The following is an 18,779-nucleotide window of genomic DNA, read 5'->3' on the forward strand; positions in this document are numbered from 1 at the left end:
AAAAATAGAAGATTAAAAGGAAAGACTAATGGCAAAAAATGATTTAATTAGCGGATCTATTTGGGATGAATATTCAGACCAAGTTGTAAATAGAATGAACAACCCTCAACACCAAGGTGAAATTACAGAAGAGAGAGCAAAAGAATTAGGAACAAAATTAATTGTTGCTGACTTCGGTGCTGAATCATGTGGTGACGCAGTAAGATTATACTGGGCTGTAAATGAAACAACAGATGAGATTGTTGAATCTAAATTCAAATCTTTTGGTTGTGGTACTGCAATTGCATCTTCTGATGTTATGGCTGAGTTATGTGTTGGTAAAACTGTAGATCAAGCTGTAAAAATTACTAATATTGATGTTGAATTTGCTTTAAGAGATAATGCAGATACTCCAGCTGTTCCACCTCAAAAAATGCACTGTTCAGTTATGGCTTATGATGTTATCAAAAAAGCTGCATCTGAGTATAAAGGTGTAGATATGGAATCTTTTGAAACTGAAGTTATTGTATGTGAATGTGCAAGAGTTTCATTAGCTACATTAAGAGAAGTTATTAGAATTAATGACTTAAAAACTGTAGAAGAAATTACTGACTTTACTAAAGCAGGAGCTTTCTGTAAATCATGTATTAAGCCTGGTGGGCATGAAGAAAAAGAATATTACTTAGTTGATATTTTAGCTGACACTAGAGCACAAATGGAAGAAGAAAAATTAAAAACTGCTGCAGATGCTTCTGAATCTGGAGAATTAACATTTGATAAAATGACTTTAGTTCAAAGAATTAAAGCAATTGATACATTATTAGATGAAGAAATCAGACCAATGTTAGCAATGGATGGTGGAAACATGGAAATTATTGATATTAAAGAAAACATTCCTCACTATGATTTATACATTAGATACTTAGGTGCTTGTTCAGGATGTGCGTCTGGTTCGTCTGGAACTTTATATGCAATCGAATCTGTATTAAAACAAAAAATTGATGAAAACTTAAGAGTTTTACCAATCTAATAATTTAATAAATACTGATATAAATATAAACAATTATTCAAAAGGTCTGTGCTTTTAGCACAGGCCTTTTTTTATGTCTAATAAATATATGCTTTATACGTAATTTTCACATAACTTTTTGATATAATCAAGAAAAAATATTAAAGAGAATATATGGAATTTTTAGAAAATATAACAACTTCATGGATAATTATATTTATACTTACAGGTTTTATTGCTGGATATATTGATTCAATAGCTGGAGGAGGGGGAATGATACAAGTTCCTGTTCTTTTATATAGTGGAATCCCACCTATCTTTGTTTTAGCTACAAATAAAATGGCAAGTCTATTTGGTACATTAATGGCAACAATCAAATACTATTTAAGTAATAAGATTTCTTTAAAGGTAGTTAGTATTGCAATAATACCTTGTTTATTAGCATCTTATATTGGTAGTGAACTTGTAATGTACGTGCCTGATAATATAATTCAATGGGCAATTCTTATCTCTATTCCAATTGCATTAATTTTTTTATTGAAAAAAAGTAAAGAATTTAAAGAAGAAAAAACAGAATTATCAAAAAAGAATATTGTATTGGCAACTGCTCCTATTGGTTTTTATGATGGATTATTAGGACCTGGAACTGGAACATATATGACTATTTCTATGAAGAAGTTTTTACACTTAGATTATATTATTTCAACTGCTTCTACAAAACCTTTAAACTTAGCAACTAATATAGGATCAGCAATTGCTTTTATGATGGCTGGAAAGGTATTATGGATGATTGCTATTCCTATGGCTATATCAAATATGTTAGGCTCTTATGTTGGAAGTCATTATGCTATTAAAGGTGGCGAAGCCTTTATTAAAAAAGTATTGATATTTGTACTTGTATTTATGTTAGGTGCTAATATTCTTAAAATTATTTTTACTTAAGTTTATGCTATAATAATAAAAAAGGATATTTTATGACAGCACAAGATAAAGAACTAAAACAATTACATGATGGAATAGTTGATGATGTAAACTCTTTGGTTTCAAAGTATATGTCAATTGTTGGATTAGATGTTCCAGAAAATGATGAACCAGAAGCTAAAAGAAAAATTATAGCTATTATTAAAGAAGCAATCAATAATTTAGAGAAATAAATTATTGATTGTTATCAATGAAAATAATCACTTATTCTTATAATATTCCTATAAATAAAATAAAAGGTATTTATATGGAAACAATCTCAACTTTTTTAACTCACGATCACAGAGCATGTGATGAAGAATTCGCAAATATGGAAAATGCAGTATCTCAAGAAAACTGGGATGAGGCAAATGAAAAGTTTAATAAATTTTCATCTGACTTACTTCACCATTTTGATATGGAAGAAAAAGTTATGTTTGTAGCTTTTGAAGATAAAACTGGAATGACTCAAGGTCCAACAATGATGATGAGAATGGAACACGAACAAATGAAACAAATTCTTGATCAGTTAAAAGATGATTTAGTTTCAAAAGATCAAAATCATTTCTTTGGTGTAAGTGAAAGTTTAATGATGTTAATGCAACAACATAATATGAAAGAAGAACAAATGTTATATGCAATGGCAGATGCTCATTTAGCTGATGATGTTGCCAATGTTGTAGAGAATATGAAGGCTTTATAAATAGATGTTCAATAAAGGACTTAGCTTAGATCAAGCACCACCAATATCAATACCATTTAGATTTTTTATGACAGCACCAATATTTGGAATATTATTAGGATTAGTTTTCTTTTTCTCTCCTTTTGAAACTATATCAAACCAATACTCTTCCTTAGCAATTGGGGCTGTTCATTTATTTACTTTAGGTATTTTAGCGATGATAATTTTTGGTGCTATGCAACAAATGATGCCTGTTTTAGCTGGAGTAGTTATTCCAAATCCAAATGTATTTGCAAATATTGTACATACTTCACTTACTTTGGGTACTTTAGCATTTAGTGCTTATTTTATATTTAATATAAAAATTGCACTTCATATAGCAGTATTATTACTAAGTATTTCTTTTTTAACTTTTTTTGTTTATTCAATAAAGTTACTATTTAAAGTAGAGTTTTTAACTTCTACAGTTAAAGCTATGAAGTTATTTGCCTTATGTGGTCTAATAACAGTGCTTTTAGGAGCTTATATAGCTAGTGGACACATAAGTTCAAATATATCAGATAACCACTACGTTTTTGTTAATGCACATATACTATTTGCATTATTTGGTTTTGCTGTATTACTTATTATGGGAGTTTCGTTTCAGGTGATTCCTATGTTTTATGTTGCTTTAGATTTCCCCAAATTAATGCAAGATAAAATGCCTCTAGTTTTATTTATTCTATTATGTATCAGTTTTGTATTTTTTTATATGGAACTTGATATGTTTTTTATAAAAGCACTATTTTCAATACTTCTTTGCTCTTTTGCTTTGTTTGGGATTAAGTCTTTAAACAATAGAAGAAGACCAGTATTTGATGTAACACTTTGGTATTGGAAATTATCATTATCTATGTTACTTATCTCAATTCTTATTTGGTTAAGTAATGCAATGGAAGATAATTATATATTAGCTATTATATTTGCTTTAGGTTTTTTATATTCATTATTACAAGGAATGGTTTATAAAATAATTCCATTTTTATCATGGTTTCATTTAACATCAAAAGGTTACTTTAACGTCCCAACTATTAGAGAATTTATTGATGAAAAATTTATTAAATACCATTTCTTTTTACACCTATCATCTATAGTATTATTTGTATTGTCATACTATATAAATGGAGTTATATTCTTAGCTTCAGTTGTATTTATTGCTTCAAATATTCTATTTTTTATTAACTGTGTAAATGGTGGATTAAAATATAAAGAAATAGCAAAAACTGACCCAATGGATATGTCTGCTTTTAAATAATCTCACTTATGTTATAATACGCGAAAATTAAGCTTATTATAACATAGGGATATAGATGTCAACTCAAAACAATCAAATATTAAAAAATACTAACGCACAAATTCTTGATGAATTTAATGCTTCTATTATGTTCGATAAAGAACTTTATTCTCAAGATATCAAAGGTTCTATTGCACATTCACAAATGCTTTGTGAAAGAGGTGTATTAACAAAAGATGAGCAAGAAGTTATTGAATCTGGTTTATTACAAGTTAAAGAAGAAATAGAATCAGGTAAATTTGAATTCTCATTAGCTTATGAAGATATTCATATGGCAGTTGAAAATAGACTTACTGAAATTATTGGAGAACCAGGAAAAAGACTTCATACTGCAAGAAGTAGAAATGACCAAGTTGCAACTGATTTTAGATTATATGTTCAAGAAAAGTCTTTGTCAATTAAAGCTCAATTACAAGAGTTAGTAGAAACATTTGTATCTGTGGCTTCAAAGCATACTGAAACTTTAATTCCTGGTATGACTCACTTACAACATGCACAACCTCTTAACTTTGGTTATCACATGTTAGCATATGCAAATATGTTCAAAAGAGACTTCCAAAGATTTGAAAGCTCACATGAAAGAAATAACTACTCTCCATTAGGGAGTGCAGCACTAGCTGGAACTCCACATAATATTGATAGAGATAGTACTTCTTCAAAACTTGGATTTACAGCACCTACAGCACATGCTATGGATACTGTATCTGATAGAGATTTTGCTTTAGAAATTTTATTTAATATTTCCACTTCAATGATGCATATTTCTAGAATTTCTGAAGAGTTAGTTACTTGGTCTTCTTATGAGTTCCAATTTGTTAGAATGAGTGATGAGTATGCTACAACTTCATCTATTATGCCTCAAAAGAAAAATCCAGATGTTCCTGAACTTTTACGTGGTAAAACTGGTAGAGTTTATGGAAACATGATTTCATTATTTACTGTAATGAAAGGTTTACCATTAGCTTATAATAAAGATACTCAAGAAGATAAAGAGGGTGTTTTTGACTCAGTACGAACTATTGAAATTTCATTAAAGATTTTAAATGAAGTTATTAAAACTATGATTGTAAATGTTGATAAAATGGAAGGTGCTTGTAAAATTGGACACTTATCTGCAACTGATTTAGCTGACTTCTTAGTTCAAAAACAAAACATGCCATTTAGAACTGCTTATTATATTACTAAAGATGTAGTTGAAAAAGCGAACTCTTTAAACAAAGATATTTCTGAGCTTACAATTGATGAGATTAGAGAATCAAATGATGAAGTAAAAGATATTGATGAAGAAATTATTATGTATTTAGATTTAAGAAACTCTATGAATGCTAGAACTTCATTTGGTGGAACTTCAACACAACAAACATTAAATCAAATTGATGTATTTAAAGAATGGTTAGAAGAAAATAAATAATAAAAATCTAGGGGGAGAATAAATCCTCTGGATGAGAATTTAGAATAAAAAAGAATTAGATGAGATTATCTCATCTAATTATAAAAACTTTTTAGTCATTTCAAATAGTGTTTGAATGTCAGTTTTTCCTACAAATGCATCAACGCCAATTTGATTCATTTTTCCTCTTACTGCATCAGTTGTCATAGATGAGTTTACTATAACTGGAATATGTGCATATTTTGCAGTATTTTTAACATAAGATGCTACTTGGTATCCATCAGTTCCTGGCATTTCAATATCAGTAAGAACCATACCTACTGTTTCTGGATCTAATTCATCTAATCTATTGATTAATAAACTACCATTTGCATAAATCTCAAATCTTGCACCTGTTTTTTTGAAGAATTTATTTAACACTTCTCTTGCAACTCCTGAATCTTCAGCAGCTAAGATTAGTTTGTTTGTTTCGATTTTATCATCAACAAACTTTTTAACATCATCTTCTCCATCATCAGTCCAACCAACATCTCTTAATAGTTGCTCAGCATTAAATACAGTACATAGTTCGTCTTTTTCATCAACTTTAACATATGTTGTATATGTGATTTTTGAATTAGTCTCTTCTGTATGTCTTAATTCATCTGTAGTTTTTTCTACAATATCTAACATATCTCTTACTAAGAAACCAATCTTCTTATGATTGAATTCACAATAGATGATTAGTTTATATTCACTCATTTCAAGTGCTTTTAAACCTAACCATACATCTAAATTAATTAAAGTAACAGGTTCACCTCTAATAGTTGCAATACCTGCAATCACTTCACTCTCTTTTGGAGTATCATTAATTGTAACTTCTTCTGTAATTATAAATGCTTTTACTTTTGCAATGTTGATTGCATAAATATTATCGTGACCAGTGTAAAAAACAGCCAACTGTTGAACATTTCTAAGGTGCGCTTGAGTCATTTGCTCAACACTGCCACTAATACCGCTCATGTGAATCCTTTAATAAGTATAAACTTATTTATTATATATCTTTTATTCTTTAAGTAACTTTAATTATTTTTCCATTTTTCTTAGTAGTTTTTGCATAGTTACTGAAGCCATCATTAATCCGAATGAACCCGTCACTCCCTCAAAGCTTCCTTTTTCTATACACTTAGGATCTTCAGATGAAAAAATTACTTTAAATTTCCTTTTAAAGCCTTCTTCTTTCAGTTGATTTCTAATTTTTTTGATAAATGGATCGTTGTATGTATCCCAAATTGATTTGTATTCAATTTTACTTGGATCAATTCTTTTTGCTGCACCAGAAGTTGTGATTACTTTTGTGTAATATCTTTTAATTAAATGAACTTTTGGTTTAACATCATCAATGGCATCTAAAATATAGTTGTATTGAGAAAAATCAAAGTTATCAATCCACTCAGGAGTTACTTTTGCGTGAATTGCAGTAACCTCTGGATATTTTTCTTTTAAAGCATCAACTTTTACTCTACCAATATTTCCAACACTTCCAAGTTGTCTATTTGTATTTGATATTTCATAAGTATCAAAATCAACAATTGTTATGTTTTTAATACCAGTATTATATAAAGCATCAAGGGCAAAACTACCAACTCCACCAACACCTAATAAAATAAGCTTTACATCTTTAAATTTATTGAATTTTTCTTCACCAAATAGTTTTATTGTTCTATCGTATTGCATATAATCTACTCTTTTAAAATTTTTCGGTATTATATCATAAATTATAATTTTGGGAGACATTGATGGATAAAGAACCAATGACAAGTGCAGGGTACGAAAAGATTACAGGAAGTTTAGATTTTCTAAAATCTCAAGAGAGACCTACTACCGTAATTGAGCTTGATGAAGCAAGACAATTAGGGGATTTAAAAGAAAATGCAGAATATCATGCTGCAAAAGAAAAATTAGCGCTAATTGATGTTCAAATTGCAGAATTAGGTTCAATTATTTCAAAAGCAATAATTATTGATCCTTCAACTCTTCCCCATAACAAAGTAAGTTTTGGTTCAACAGTTGAACTAGTAAATACTGATACAGATGAAGAATTTATTTATTCAATTGTTGGTGGAGTAGAAGCAAACGTAGATAATGGTTTGATTTCTTTTAACTCACCTTTAGCAAAACAACTATTAGGAAAAGAAGAGGGTGATGAAATTACTGCTACTTTACCTGGTGGAGTTAAAACTTTTGAAGTATTAGGTGTATCTTACAAGGAGCTAGTAATCTAATGAATGTAGCAATTATTGGAGCGAGTGGTTATACAGGATTAGAGTTAATCAAAATTTTATTAACTCATCCAAAATTTAACATCACTTATATCGCAAATTCAACAGGGGAAATGAATGTACAAGAACTTCACCCTTGTTTACAAGATGTTGTAAATATTGAAGTATCAAAAGCAAATGCAAAAGATGTAGCAAAAGCTGCTGATTTAGCATTTTTAGCTTTACCTCATAAAACATCTATGTCTTTTGCAAAAGAGTTATTAGAACTAGATGTAAAAGTAGTGGATTTATCTGCTGATTATAGATTAGAATTAGATACTTATGAAGAACATTATTGTGATCATGAAGACAAAGAGAATATTAAAGATTCTGTTTATGGATTACCTGAATATTATTCTGAAGATATTAAAGGCTCAAAACTTGTAGCAAATCCAGGATGTTATCCAACAGCATCACTATTAGCATTATTACCTTTTGTTGATTTTATTCAAGAGGGAACGCCAATTTTTATTGATGCAAAATCAGGTGTTTCTGGAGCTGGAAAAAAACTAAGTGAAATAGCTCATTTTGTAAATCTAAATGAAAATACACTTGCTTATAATCCATTCAAACATAGACATATGCCTGAAATTGAAGAAAAAATTAAACTAGTTAAAAATAAAGAGTTCCAAATAAACTTTGTTCCTCATTTATTACCAGTTACTAGAGGAATGTTAGTTTCTGTTTATGCAACATTAAAAGATGAAATTGATGTTGAGCAGATTTTAGAAGATACTTATGCAAACTCTGAATTTGTAAGAGTTAGAAAATCACCAGTTGATTTAAAATCAACAGCAGGTACAAACTTCTGTGATATTTTTGTTGCAAGAAATAAAAAAGCACTATTTATTAATTCTTCAATTGATAATTTACTAAGAGGAGCTTCATCTCAAGCTGTAGTAAATGCAAATATTATGTGTGGTTATGAAGAAAACGAAGGTATCCCAAAAATAGCCTATGTACCTTAATATTAATGAATCAGCTATTTTCGTAGCTGATTCTCACTTCAATAAAAAAAATCAACAATTCTTAATATTCTTAGAAAAACTTCAAAATGAAGAAATCTGTACTACTCAATTATTTTTGATGGGTGATATGATTGATTTTATTTCAGGTGAAAGTAAATACTTTATAAAAGAGAATAAAAAAGTTATTGATATTCTAAATTATCTTTCTTCAAAAATACAGATTGTTTATTTAGAAGGAAACCATGATTATAATCTTGCAATATTATTTCCTAACATAAAAGTAATCAAAAGAGAAAATCAACCATTCTTTGCTCAATATAAGAATAAAAGTGTTGCTTTATCTCACGGAGATAATTTTATTAATTGGCATTATAATTTATATTGTAAATTTATTAGAAATACAATCTTCCTTCGATTTATGAATCTTATTGATTTTAATTATAAAATCTCTAAGAAAATTGAGAACTCTTTATTGGGAAAAAACATTTGTCATAGAATGAATGATTTTGAGCGACTTGTAAAAAGAAGAGTTTCTTTTTATGAAAGTGATATAATTATAGAAGGACATTATCACCAAGGTGGCACATATAATGTAGATAATAAAACTTATGTAAATATTCCATCTTTATGTTGTGATAATAAATTTATGAGATTAATTGACAATAAATTTATAGGAGAACAAATATGAATATTTTATTTTTTGCTATTGTTATCCCCGTATTAATTCTATTAATTCTTTTGGTAATTATTTTAATAAAAAAGAATAATTCAAAATCTACTACTGTAAAAACAAATACTACAAGTATCCAAAAAGATGAAGAACCTAAAACTATGTGTTCTGATTTGAAACTACCAAATAGGGTTGAAAAGTTTGATAATCATACTTTATTTCAAGCTTGTAATAAAATATTTGATACTTTTAAAGCTTTAGATTATGCTTCAAAACAAGAGAGTTTTTTAGATAAAAAAGAGTGGCATACTTGGCAAGTATCACTACTTTTAAGAACTGTAAAAATTAAATACAATTTTTATGTGCCAACACAAAAAGGTACTTTTCATCCATCTATTGAAAATCAACCCAATGAAAATATTTTAGGATTAATGAAAAGAATTGAAAGTAAGTATCTAAATCAAGTAAATGTTGATAGAAATAAAGATGAATTATGTAATGAAATTATTTGGACAAGTAGAGATGTTTCGGTAATTTTTTATTATTTAATCAATAGAAATAACTTCAAGGAGTAAGTCATAGCAAAGTTTGAAGTAGTAAGTGAATATGAACCAGCAGGAGATCAACCACAAGCAATAGAAGCTTTAAGTGATTCTATTCTCGAAGGTAATAAATATAATACACTTTTAGGTGTTACTGGTTCTGGTAAAACATATACAATGGCTAAGGTTATTGAAAAAACTCAAAAACCTACATTGATTATGACTCATAATAAAACACTAGCAGCACAGCTGTATTCTGAGTTTAAACAATTTTTCCCTAATAACCATGTTGAATACTTTATTTCGTACTATGATTATTATCAACCGGAAGCTTATATTCCAAGAACTGATTTATTTATTGAAAAAGATTCCTCTATTAATGAAGAATTAGAGAGACTAAGACTTAGTACTACTGCTTCATTACTTTCTTTTGATGATGTTATTGTTGTAGCTTCTGTATCTGCTAACTATGGTTTAGGAAATCCTGAAGAGTATAAAGCAATGGTTCAAAGAATTGAAGTTGGATATGAATACTCACAAAGAGAATTTTTACTAAAACTAGTAGAGATGGGTTATAAAAGAAACGATAAGTTTTTTGATAGATCTGATTTTAGAGTAAATGGTGATGTAATTGATATTTACCCAGCTTATTATGAAGATGAATTTATTAGAGTTGAATTCTTCGGTGATGAAGTAGAATCTATTACAAAACATGAATATCTTACAAATAATAAAACTCAAGGGGTTGAAGAAGTAATTATCTATTCTGTTAATCCCTTTGTTGTATCAAATGATAAATTAGCAGTTGCTGTAAAACAAATAGAAGAAGAATTAGAAGAGAGATTATTTAATCTAAAAGAGAATGACAAGCTAGTTGAACATCAAAGATTAAAACAAAGAGTCGAGTTTGATTTAGAGATGATTGAAGGTACTGGAATGTGTAAAGGTATTGAAAACTATGCTCGACATCTAACTGGTCAAAAGCCAGGTGAAACTCCATACTCACTAATGAACTATTTTGAATCAATGACTGACGAGTTTTTATTAATTGTTGATGAATCACATGTATCCCTTCCTCAATTTAGAGGAATGCATGCAGCTGATAGATCTAGAAAAGAAGTATTAGTTGATTATGGATTTAGACTTCCAAGTGCTATGGATAATAGACCACTAAAGTTTGATGAGTTTATTGAAAAGAAAGCTTCATATCTTTTTGTATCGGCAACACCAAATGAACTAGAAGTTGAGAAATCAACGGTAGTAGCTGAACAAATTATTAGACCAACTGGATTAGTTGAACCAAAAATAGAAATTATGGATTCTGAATTCCAAGTTGAAAAACTACATGATGAAATCAAAAGAGTTGTTGCTAAAAACGAAAGAGTTTTAGTAACAGTTCTTACTAAAAAGATGGCAGAAGAATTAAGCTCATACTATAGTGATTTAGGTATCAAAGTTAAGTATATGCACTCTGATATTGATGCAATTGAAAGAAACCATATTATTAGACAACTAAGACTTGGTGAGTTTGATGTACTTGTTGGAATTAACTTACTTAGAGAAGGTCTTGATATTCCAGAAGCTTCACTTATTGGTATTTTAGATGCAGATAAAGAAGGGTTCTTAAGATCACGTACAGCACTTATTCAAACTATGGGTAGAGGTGCTAGAAATGAAAATGGTAAAGTAATCCTTTTTGCTAAAAGAATAACAGACTCTATGCAGTTTGCAATTGATGAAACTAATAGAAGAAGAAAAATCCAAGAAGCTCACAATAAAGAGCATGGAATTATTCCAAAATCAACTAAGAGAAGATTAGATGGAAGTCTAAAACTTGAAGAGTATGATGAAACAGCTTGGAAAAAAGAAAAAGTTGAAAAAATGCCAGCCTCTGAGAGAAAGAAAATCTTAGTTGAGTTAAATAAACAAATGAAAAAAGCTTCAAAAGATTTAAATTTTGAAGAAGCAATTAGATTAAGAGATGAAATAGATAAAGTTAAAAAGATTTAATTTTAATTTTTTATAGGACAGATAATGAAAAAAGCCACAAAAAAAGAAATAGAAATTATAAAAGATGCATTTGTAGAGAAATACTCAGATGCAGTTACGGAGTTAGATTATAAAAATGATTATGAGTTATTAATAGCTATTATACTTTCAGCTCAATGTACAGATAAAAGAGTAAATATTATAACTCCGGCACTTTTTGAAAAATACCCAAGTGTTAAAGAACTTGCCTTTGCTAATGTAGGTGAAGTAAAAGATTTACTTAAATCCTGTTCATTTTTTAATAATAAGTCAAAAAATATTGTAAAAATGGCTCAAACAGTATTAGAAGATTATGATGGTGAAATCCCTCATATTCAAAAAGAGCTTATGAAGCTTTCAGGTGTTGGAAATAAAACTGCAAATGTATTTATGATTGAATTTGAAGGTGCAAATCTAATGGCCGTAGATACTCATGTATTTAGAGTTTCTCATAGACTTGGACTTAGTGATGGTAAAACAGTTGAGATTACTGAGGCTGATTTAGTGAAGAAACTAAAAGGTCATGATTTACATATTTTCCATCAAGCAATGGTTTTATTTGGAAGATACATTTGTAAGGCTGTAAAACCTGATTGTGATAACTGTCTTTTCCCTCATGTTTGTAAAACAACACAAAGTTTTAAACCTGCATAATGAAACATTAGTTTCATTATTGCACTAAATAAATACTTTTATCTTCCGCAAAATTTATTTTGCCTTCGTAATATTTTCTTATCTCTTTTTTTGTAATATCTTCTTTTCCTAATGTTCTTAGCATTCTATGTGATAAAACAAGATTTTTAACCTTTGCTTCTTTTGCTATATATCCTATAATATCTGGTGTCATATGTAAGTTTTTTGCAACACCTTGAGCACCTTTTGGAACTGCATTATGTGCGATTAGAATATTACTATTTACAGCTAGTTTTTCTAAAGTACTGTATTTCCCACTCATATCTCCTGAGAACGTGATACTTTTACCATCTATTGATACTTTATATGCAGTTGCAGGAATAGGGCCGTGATTTACACTAATAGCTTCTATTTTGATATTATTTTTATCATATATAGTTTTTATCTCTTTTGAGAAAGGAATAACTGTAGTTTGCAGTTTAAATTGAGCATTTCCATCTAAGAAATCTCCCATATATTCCCAAGCACCTTTTTTATTTTCAAAAAGTCTATTTATGAAAGTTTTTGTATCTGGAACAAATAGTCCTTTATCAGGTCCATATATTTCTATATCTTTAAATCTATTAGAGAAAAAACTAGCTTTGAGTAAGGCTGGTAAATCTGCTGTATGATCTATATGTAAGTGAGTTAATAAGATTATATCAAGGTCTTCAATTTTTGCTTTTACTTCTTCGAATCTAAGTGCAGCTCCCCCACCAAAGTCTACAAGTATTTTACTTTTATTATCTACCCAAATAATATATGCACTAGAAGCTCTATTATCATTTAACTCAGGACCTCCTGAACCTAAAACTTGTACTTTTATATCACGGGCAAAGGCAGATGCAATAAGAAATAGAAAAACTAATATTAGTTTTTTCATTTTAGAAAATCTTCTATAAATAACTCTTTTATTTTACTGTTTAAACCATTTGAATTAAACATTATTAATTCTCTATAATATCTTTGTAGTTGTCGCTGTCTTAAAATTGATTTTCCACCATTATATATCATAGCTGTTGTAATCATTTTTTGAATTAGATTAAATAGTTCAACTCTTAGTTTATCAAGTTGTGTTCCATCATTAGATTCTAAGAAAGCTATTTTTTGTTTTTCTAATCTTTTTTTAGATACTTTTTGTAAATCTACATCTTCTATATGATTTAATACACCTTTTCCTAATCCATAAAGTGAGTAATGAATAGTTTTTGATAAGGATTTATTTTTTGTATAGTTACCTATTTTATTAGAAGATATAATATCTTCATCTTTTACAAAATAGTTATGTAGTTCAATATTTACAGTATTTAAACTCTGACCAACAAAAGTTTTAGGAGTATCTACTATTCTAAAACCTTCACTTTCTTCAAACTTTGTAAGAACTTCATACTCATGACATTCATAATGAAAACCAATTAATAAAGTATCAAATATTTTATATCCACTAGCCCAAGTTAAAATACCATTTAGTTTATATCCACCTTGGCATTTTCTCGCTACTACTTTTGTCTCTTTTGATCTTAAGTGATTTATAGCAATACCACATTTTTTATTGAAGTATTTTTTTCTTTTTTTGAACTTGTTTTTATTCATAATTGAATTGGCTGCTAATATCTGAATAACTAGAAAAGATAAACTTCCACTATATTGTGTAAGTGATGAAAATAGTTTTAGTTTTAATTCATCCTGAACTTTACTATCATAATCATATAAAGCTAAAAGCTCATTCTCATAAGTGATATCAAAAGCTTTTTTTAAAGTTTTTACTTTATAGTCTAGCTTATCACTATCTAGTTTTTCTATTTCATTTATTGCATATTCAAGGTTTTCATTATAATCATTCATCTATTTTTTTCTACATTCTTCTTTATATTCTTTGAAAACATATTCGTCTTCTATTAATTGTGCTTCAACATCTTTTGCTTCACAAACGAACTCTTTTCCATCTTTATTTATTATATAAATAAAATTATAGATCTCTTTACTATTACTTAATACTTCAAAACTTGTTTGTTTTATTGATAGTTTTAATATCTCAGTATTTTTTTGTTTAAGATAGTTTGCTTTGAAAGTATCTGGTAGTTTGTTTTCATTTTCATTATTAGCGTATACTAATCCTGCAATAATAATTGCTATTACTGAAAAGAATATAGTAAGCTCTTTTTTTGTAAACGTTTTTTTTATTTTATAAATAATATAAACAATTAGTGCAATAATAATTAGTGAAAATATTAAAATTTGCATTTGAATCCTTCTATTTTGATGATTTGTTTAGTTTTTCTCTATATGCTGCTTTTGATAAATATTTTGATGTAGTAGTTGGTTTTGCAATAAATTCATCTTCTAAGATAGCTTGTTTAACAGCTTTTTTACCTTGCATTGAATTTGTGATTACTTTATTATCAACATTTATATTTTTAACTAACCCAGCTTTTAAATTATTTAAAATAGTTAATACTGTATTTACATCTTTCTTATCAACATCTAAAGTGATCTTACTCAAATCGTTTCCTTTTTTTATTAGTATTATATCTCATGTTAGCAAAAAATGTTATACTAAATATTATTACATAAGGAAATAAATTATGAATTTAGTTAATAATAATTCTTTTGATATTATAGTCATTGGTGGGGGAGCCACTGGGGCTGGAATTGCATTGGATGCTAGTAGTAGGGGACTTAGTGTTTTATTATTAGAACAAAATGATTTTGCTTCAGGAACTAGTTCTAAAAGCTCAAAGCTAATTCATGGGGGAGTTAGGTATTTAGAGAAAGCAATAAAACAATTAGATAAAGAACAATTTAATCTTGTAAAAGAGGGTTTATATGAAAGAGCCTTATTTATCAAAAATGCTCCTCATCTTGCAAAAAAACTAAAATTAGATACTCCCATATATAATAACTTTGAAATAATCTATGTATATATAGGTTTATTACTTTATAAATTGATCTCAGGGAAGAAAAGTATAGGAAGTAATACATTTATCAATAAAACCTTATTAAGTCTCTTGCAGCCAAGTATAAAGAAAAAAGACCTTGTAGGTGCTGTATCTTTTTTTGATGGAAGGTTTATAGATTCTCGTATGGTTATTGCTTTATTGCAAAGTGCTCAAAATTATGGAACAGTTGTTAGAAACTATAGTGAAGTAAAAGAATTTATATATGATAGTGAACATAAAATAAAATCATTAAAATATACAAATAAAATTACAGATGAAGAGTTTAGTGTAGATGCTTCATATATAATAAATGCTACTGGGGCTAATGTAGATAATATAAGATTATTAGATGATGAGAAAGTAGAAGAAATATTAAGTTTAAGTTCTGGTATTCATTTGATTTTAGATAAAAAGTTTCTTCCTAGTGATGAGGGGATATTAATTCCACAAACCTCAGATGGTAGAGTGATATTTATTTTACCTTACTTGGGTAAATGTCTAATTGGTACAAGTGATGAAAAGACAGTATATACAAAAGAACCAAAAGCATCTAATGAAGAGATAGAGTATTTATTAAAACATATAAATGAATACTTTGATATTAAAATTTGTAAAGATGATATATTATCTGTATGGAGTGGAATAAGACCTCTTGTAAAACCTCTTAGTAATGGACATACAGAAGAGATAGTAAGAGAACATAAAATACTAAGTTCAGATAGTGGATTAATTTCAATTGCTGGAGGTAAGTGGACTACTTATAGAAAAATGGCAGAAGAGTTAGTTGATTATGTATGTGAAAAAGGTATAAATAAAAAAGTTAAAAAAAGTAAAACAAAACATCTAAAAGTACATGGTTCAAGGAAAAATCTAAAAAAAATAAAAAAAGAATTAGAAATACATGATAAGTTATCAAAACAAACAAAACAGAGTTTATTAAATCTATATGGAAGTGAGGCTTTAGGAATTTTATCAATAGCTTATGTATATAATGCTTTTGAATTAATACATAAGGATTTACCTTTTATAAAAGCAGAGATAATTTACTGTATAAAACATGAGTTTGCAAAGAAGCCAATTGATTTTTTAGCAAGAAGAATATCTTTATGTTTTATAGACAAAAAGAAGTCTTTAGAGTGTTTGCTTATGGTATGCCAAACCTTTAAAGTTCAACTTTTATGGAGTAATGATAAATTCCAAAATGAGTTAAATGAATCTAAAAAACTAATAGAAGAACTATTCTAAAAACTTATATTACTTAACATTTAATTAACAAAAAATTAATATTAAATTAACACCTCTTTGTGATAATCTCACTAATTTATCACAAGGAAATTTTAAATGAAAAAGATTGTTTCATTATCACTTGTTTGTACTGCAATGATACTAAATGCAAGTGAAACAACATTAGAAGATATTAGTGTTGTAGAAAAAGTAAATATGAAGACTGTTAAAGATGTAAGCGCGAATCAAATTAAGTCTGCTGATTTAGCAGAAGCTTTAACAAAAAATATTCCTTCGGTTTCACTAGTAAGAAGATCAGGTATTGCTAATGATATTATTTTAAGAGGTGCTAAAAAAGATAATATCAATGTATTAATTGATAATAGTAAAATCTATGGGGCATGTCCAAATAGAATGGATCCTACAACATCTCATGTATTAACAAACAATATTGAATCAGTTGAAGTAATTGAAGGTCCTTATGATGTTGAAAACTTTGGTACGTTAAGTGGTGCTGTTAAGATTAAAACAAAACAACCAAGCAAAGACTTTAAAGGTGAAGTAAATCTAAATGTTGGAAGTTTCTCATATAGAAAATTATCAACTACTATTCAAGGTGGTAATGAAAGAGTAAAATTATTGATTTCTGCTTCTACAGAAGAATCAGATCCATATAAAGATGGAAATGGTAATAATTTTAAAGAACAACAAAAGAAACACGGTGTGCCAATGGCAAATCAATACTCATCAGAAGCAGATAATAAAAAAGCTTATGAAAAGAAAACATTATTAACAAAAGCCTTAGTAAATATTGATGATAGTTCAGAATTAGCTTTATCTTATACTTTAAATAGAAGTGATGAGGTAATGTATCCAAATACTCCAATGGATGCTGATTATGATGATTCTGATATTTATACAATATCTTATACGAAAAGAGATTTAGGTAAATACTCAAAAGAGTTAAAAGCTGAATATTACTACTCTAAAGTTGATCATCCAATGAGTGTAAAACTAAGAAACAATGCAACTATGATGAAAGAAATGACTAACCATATGAAATCATCAATTTGGGGTGCCAAAGTTAAAAATACAATGAATTTAAATGATTCACTTTTAACTTTAGGTTTAGATACTAGTATTAGAAATTGGAAAGGTAGAAAGTTCAATAATGACTTAAGTGTTGATATGACAAGTTTACCTTCAACTGATACAACAAACAAAGCTATCTTTGCAAAACATGAAAGTTCATTTGGTAATATCGATTTAGAAGTTGGTACTAGATTTGATAATACTAAAATAGATACAGACTCAAGTACAAAAAAAGACAATAAATATAATTCATTAAATGGACATATCTTTGCTGTTTTAAATGCTAATGATACTACAAAATATTTTGCAGGAATTGGTAAATCATCAAGAGTTCCAGATGCAAGAGAGTTATATTACAGTGGTAGTGGAAATGAAGATTTAGATGATACTAAAAACTATGAGTTAGATTTAGGTTTCCAAAAAAATTATGAAAACTCTATGTTAAAAACAAAAGTATTCTATTCTGTATTAAAAGATTATGTTTACAATAATAATGGAACAACATTTGAAAATATTGATGCTAAGATTTATGGAATTGAAATAAGTGGTTTATATGCTATCAATGATGAGTTTACTTTAGATTATGGAACTTCATACTTAAAAGGTAAAAAAGATGATCCGTTAGCGGGTCAAAGTGATAAAGATATGGCAGAGATTCCACCATTAAAAGCTAATTTATCATTAACTTATGAAAATAACAAATCAAAGTTTACTACACAAGTTTTAGCAGTTAAATCTTGGAGTGATTATGATTCAGATAATGGGGAGCAAGAATTACCAGGATATGCAGTGTTTAATGTAAAATATGATTACATGGTTAATAAGCATTTTGAATTAGCTGCTGGAATTGATAATATTTTTGATAAAACTTATGCAAGTACAAATACATATAATGATATTAAATATATTGGAACTGGTGATACAGAATTAATTAATGAACCAGGTAGATACCTTTACACTAATTTAAAATTTAAATTCTAATCAAAGTAGG

The 18,779-nt window shown here is 28.0% G+C and carries 20 protein-coding genes; 14 read left to right on the forward strand and 6 right to left on the reverse strand.

Going from position 1 to position 18,779, the window contains the following annotated elements:
- The first annotated feature begins 28 nt into the window (after positions 1-28).
- The 6 genes from ALEK_RS04595 to argH all read left to right on the forward strand — a co-directional run bounded on the left by ALEK_RS04595 (position 29) and on the right by argH (position 5,374).
- The gene (locus ALEK_RS04595) at positions 29-1,009 is read left to right on the forward strand and encodes an iron-sulfur cluster assembly scaffold protein (protein ID WP_071627349.1); all 981 of its coding nucleotides are present in this window, start codon (positions 29-31) and stop codon (positions 1,007-1,009) included.
- Between the two features lie 153 nt (positions 1,010-1,162).
- The gene (locus tag ALEK_RS04600) at positions 1,163-1,930 is read left to right on the forward strand and encodes a sulfite exporter TauE/SafE family protein (protein ID WP_071627348.1); all 768 of its coding nucleotides are present in this window, start codon (positions 1,163-1,165) and stop codon (positions 1,928-1,930) included.
- 32 nt (positions 1,931-1,962) lie between these two features.
- Positions 1,963-2,142, forward strand: a complete 180-nt coding sequence (locus tag ALEK_RS04605; protein WP_071627347.1) for a hypothetical protein — start codon at positions 1,963-1,965, stop codon at positions 2,140-2,142.
- 74 nt (positions 2,143-2,216) lie between these two features.
- Positions 2,217-2,651, forward strand: a complete 435-nt coding sequence (locus ALEK_RS04610) for a hemerythrin domain-containing protein (RefSeq protein ID WP_071627346.1) — start codon at positions 2,217-2,219, stop codon at positions 2,649-2,651.
- A gap of 4 nt (positions 2,652-2,655) precedes the next feature.
- Entirely contained in the window at positions 2,656-3,924 is a 1,269-nt protein-coding gene (locus ALEK_RS04615) for a hypothetical protein (RefSeq protein ID WP_071627345.1), read from the forward strand.
- Between the two features lie 55 nt (positions 3,925-3,979).
- Positions 3,980-5,374, forward strand: a complete 1,395-nt coding sequence (argH, locus tag ALEK_RS04620; RefSeq protein ID WP_071627344.1) for an argininosuccinate lyase — start codon at positions 3,980-3,982, stop codon at positions 5,372-5,374.
- A gap of 78 nt (positions 5,375-5,452) precedes the next feature.
- Here the strand turns inward: argH and ALEK_RS04625 are convergent, their stop codons facing one another.
- Together ALEK_RS04625 and ALEK_RS04630 are read right to left on the reverse strand one after the other, a co-directional pair.
- Positions 5,453-6,355 (reverse strand): chemotaxis protein CheV, encoded by a 903-nt coding sequence (locus ALEK_RS04625; RefSeq protein ID WP_071627343.1) that lies wholly within the window; start codon positions 6,353-6,355, stop codon positions 5,453-5,455.
- 63 nt (positions 6,356-6,418) lie between these two features.
- Entirely contained in the window at positions 6,419-7,069 is a 651-nt protein-coding gene (locus tag ALEK_RS04630) for a tRNA threonylcarbamoyladenosine dehydratase (RefSeq protein WP_071627342.1), read from the reverse strand.
- Between the two features lie 62 nt (positions 7,070-7,131).
- On the opposite strand from ALEK_RS04630, the gene greA reads away from it, so the two are divergent.
- Genes greA through nth form a run of 6 tightly spaced genes read left to right on the forward strand, consistent with a single transcriptional unit; the run spans position 7,132 to position 12,515 of the window.
- On the forward strand, positions 7,132-7,617 hold the full coding sequence (gene greA, locus ALEK_RS04635) for a transcription elongation factor GreA (RefSeq protein WP_071627341.1): 486 nt from the start codon (positions 7,132-7,134) through the stop codon (positions 7,615-7,617).
- Positions 7,617-8,621: an N-acetyl-gamma-glutamyl-phosphate reductase gene (gene argC / locus ALEK_RS04640; protein WP_071627340.1), complete on the forward strand. Its 1,005-nt coding sequence runs from the start codon at positions 7,617-7,619 to the stop codon at positions 8,619-8,621. Before greA ends, argC begins: the two co-directional genes overlap by 1 nt.
- Positions 8,611-9,309, forward strand: coding sequence for a metallophosphoesterase (locus ALEK_RS04645; protein WP_071627339.1), 699 nt, complete (start codon positions 8,611-8,613; stop codon positions 9,307-9,309). Before argC ends, ALEK_RS04645 begins: the two co-directional genes overlap by 11 nt.
- Positions 9,306-9,866, forward strand: coding sequence for a hypothetical protein (locus tag ALEK_RS04650; RefSeq protein WP_071627338.1), 561 nt, complete (start codon positions 9,306-9,308; stop codon positions 9,864-9,866). Before ALEK_RS04645 ends, ALEK_RS04650 begins: the two co-directional genes overlap by 4 nt.
- A gap of 3 nt (positions 9,867-9,869) precedes the next feature.
- The gene (uvrB, locus tag ALEK_RS04655; protein WP_071627337.1) at positions 9,870-11,843 is read left to right on the forward strand and encodes an excinuclease ABC subunit UvrB; all 1,974 of its coding nucleotides are present in this window, start codon (positions 9,870-9,872) and stop codon (positions 11,841-11,843) included.
- Between the two features lie 24 nt (positions 11,844-11,867).
- Positions 11,868-12,515: an endonuclease III gene (gene nth / locus ALEK_RS04660; protein ID WP_071627336.1), complete on the forward strand. Its 648-nt coding sequence runs from the start codon at positions 11,868-11,870 to the stop codon at positions 12,513-12,515.
- Between the two features lie 16 nt (positions 12,516-12,531).
- On the opposite strand, the gene ALEK_RS04665 is transcribed toward nth, so the two are convergent.
- From ALEK_RS04665 to ALEK_RS04680, 4 genes are read right to left on the reverse strand one after another with little or no spacing between them, the layout of a single operon-like run.
- Positions 12,532-13,416, reverse strand: coding sequence for an MBL fold metallo-hydrolase (locus ALEK_RS04665; RefSeq protein WP_071627335.1), 885 nt, complete (start codon positions 13,414-13,416; stop codon positions 12,532-12,534).
- Complete coding sequence (locus ALEK_RS04670) at positions 13,413-14,378, reverse strand: hypothetical protein (protein WP_071627334.1); 966 nt, start codon at positions 14,376-14,378, stop codon at positions 13,413-13,415. Before ALEK_RS04670 ends, ALEK_RS04665 begins: the two co-directional genes overlap by 4 nt.
- A complete protein-coding gene (locus tag ALEK_RS04675; RefSeq protein WP_071627333.1) occupies positions 14,379-14,777 on the reverse strand; it encodes a hypothetical protein in 399 nt (132 codons plus the stop codon).
- Positions 14,778-14,787: 10 nt separating this feature from the next.
- On the reverse strand, positions 14,788-15,036 hold the full coding sequence (locus ALEK_RS04680; RefSeq protein ID WP_071627332.1) for a hypothetical protein: 249 nt from the start codon (positions 15,034-15,036) through the stop codon (positions 14,788-14,790).
- Between the two features lie 82 nt (positions 15,037-15,118).
- Between ALEK_RS04680 and ALEK_RS04685 the strand changes: the two genes are divergently transcribed.
- Together ALEK_RS04685 and ALEK_RS04690 are read left to right on the forward strand one after the other, a co-directional pair.
- Positions 15,119-16,717 (forward strand): glycerol-3-phosphate dehydrogenase/oxidase, encoded by a 1,599-nt coding sequence (locus ALEK_RS04685; RefSeq protein WP_071627331.1) that lies wholly within the window; start codon positions 15,119-15,121, stop codon positions 16,715-16,717.
- Positions 16,718-16,813: 96 nt separating this feature from the next.
- Positions 16,814-18,769 (forward strand): TonB-dependent receptor domain-containing protein, encoded by a 1,956-nt coding sequence (locus ALEK_RS04690; RefSeq protein ID WP_071627330.1) that lies wholly within the window; start codon positions 16,814-16,816, stop codon positions 18,767-18,769.
- The last annotated feature ends 10 nt before the right edge of the window (positions 18,770-18,779 follow it).

Source organism: Poseidonibacter lekithochrous, from assembly GCF_013283835.1.
In the GTDB taxonomy this organism is placed as follows: Bacteria; Campylobacterota; Campylobacteria; order Campylobacterales; family Arcobacteraceae; genus Poseidonibacter; species Poseidonibacter lekithochrous.

Excerpts from the sequence above, each read along its gene's own strand:
- ALEK_RS04595 (WP_071627349.1), top strand. The coding sequence starts at position 29 with ATGGCAAAAAATGATTTAATTAGCGGATCTATTTGGGATGAATATTCA.
- ALEK_RS04600 (WP_071627348.1), top strand. The coding sequence starts at position 1,163 with ATGGAATTTTTAGAAAATATAACAACTTCATGGATAATTATATTTATA.
- ALEK_RS04605 (WP_071627347.1), top strand. The coding sequence starts at position 1,963 with ATGACAGCACAAGATAAAGAACTAAAACAATTACATGATGGAATAGTT.
- ALEK_RS04610 (WP_071627346.1), top strand. The coding sequence starts at position 2,217 with ATGGAAACAATCTCAACTTTTTTAACTCACGATCACAGAGCATGTGAT.
- ALEK_RS04615 (WP_071627345.1), top strand. The coding sequence starts at position 2,656 with ATGTTCAATAAAGGACTTAGCTTAGATCAAGCACCACCAATATCAATA.
- argH (WP_071627344.1), top strand. The coding sequence starts at position 3,980 with ATGTCAACTCAAAACAATCAAATATTAAAAAATACTAACGCACAAATT.
- ALEK_RS04625 (WP_071627343.1), bottom strand. The coding sequence starts at position 6,355 with ATGAGCGGTATTAGTGGCAGTGTTGAGCAAATGACTCAAGCGCACCTT.
- ALEK_RS04630 (WP_071627342.1), bottom strand. The coding sequence starts at position 7,069 with ATGCAATACGATAGAACAATAAAACTATTTGGTGAAGAAAAATTCAAT.
- greA (WP_071627341.1), top strand. The coding sequence starts at position 7,132 with ATGGATAAAGAACCAATGACAAGTGCAGGGTACGAAAAGATTACAGGA.
- argC (WP_071627340.1), top strand. The coding sequence starts at position 7,617 with ATGAATGTAGCAATTATTGGAGCGAGTGGTTATACAGGATTAGAGTTA.
- ALEK_RS04645 (WP_071627339.1), top strand. The coding sequence starts at position 8,611 with ATGTACCTTAATATTAATGAATCAGCTATTTTCGTAGCTGATTCTCAC.
- ALEK_RS04650 (WP_071627338.1), top strand. The coding sequence starts at position 9,306 with ATGAATATTTTATTTTTTGCTATTGTTATCCCCGTATTAATTCTATTA.
- nth (WP_071627336.1), top strand. The coding sequence starts at position 11,868 with ATGAAAAAAGCCACAAAAAAAGAAATAGAAATTATAAAAGATGCATTT.
- ALEK_RS04665 (WP_071627335.1), bottom strand. The coding sequence starts at position 13,416 with ATGAAAAAACTAATATTAGTTTTTCTATTTCTTATTGCATCTGCCTTT.
- ALEK_RS04670 (WP_071627334.1), bottom strand. The coding sequence starts at position 14,378 with ATGAATGATTATAATGAAAACCTTGAATATGCAATAAATGAAATAGAA.
- ALEK_RS04675 (WP_071627333.1), bottom strand. The coding sequence starts at position 14,777 with ATGCAAATTTTAATATTTTCACTAATTATTATTGCACTAATTGTTTAT.
- ALEK_RS04685 (WP_071627331.1), top strand. The coding sequence starts at position 15,119 with ATGAATTTAGTTAATAATAATTCTTTTGATATTATAGTCATTGGTGGG.
- ALEK_RS04690 (WP_071627330.1), top strand. The coding sequence starts at position 16,814 with ATGAAAAAGATTGTTTCATTATCACTTGTTTGTACTGCAATGATACTA.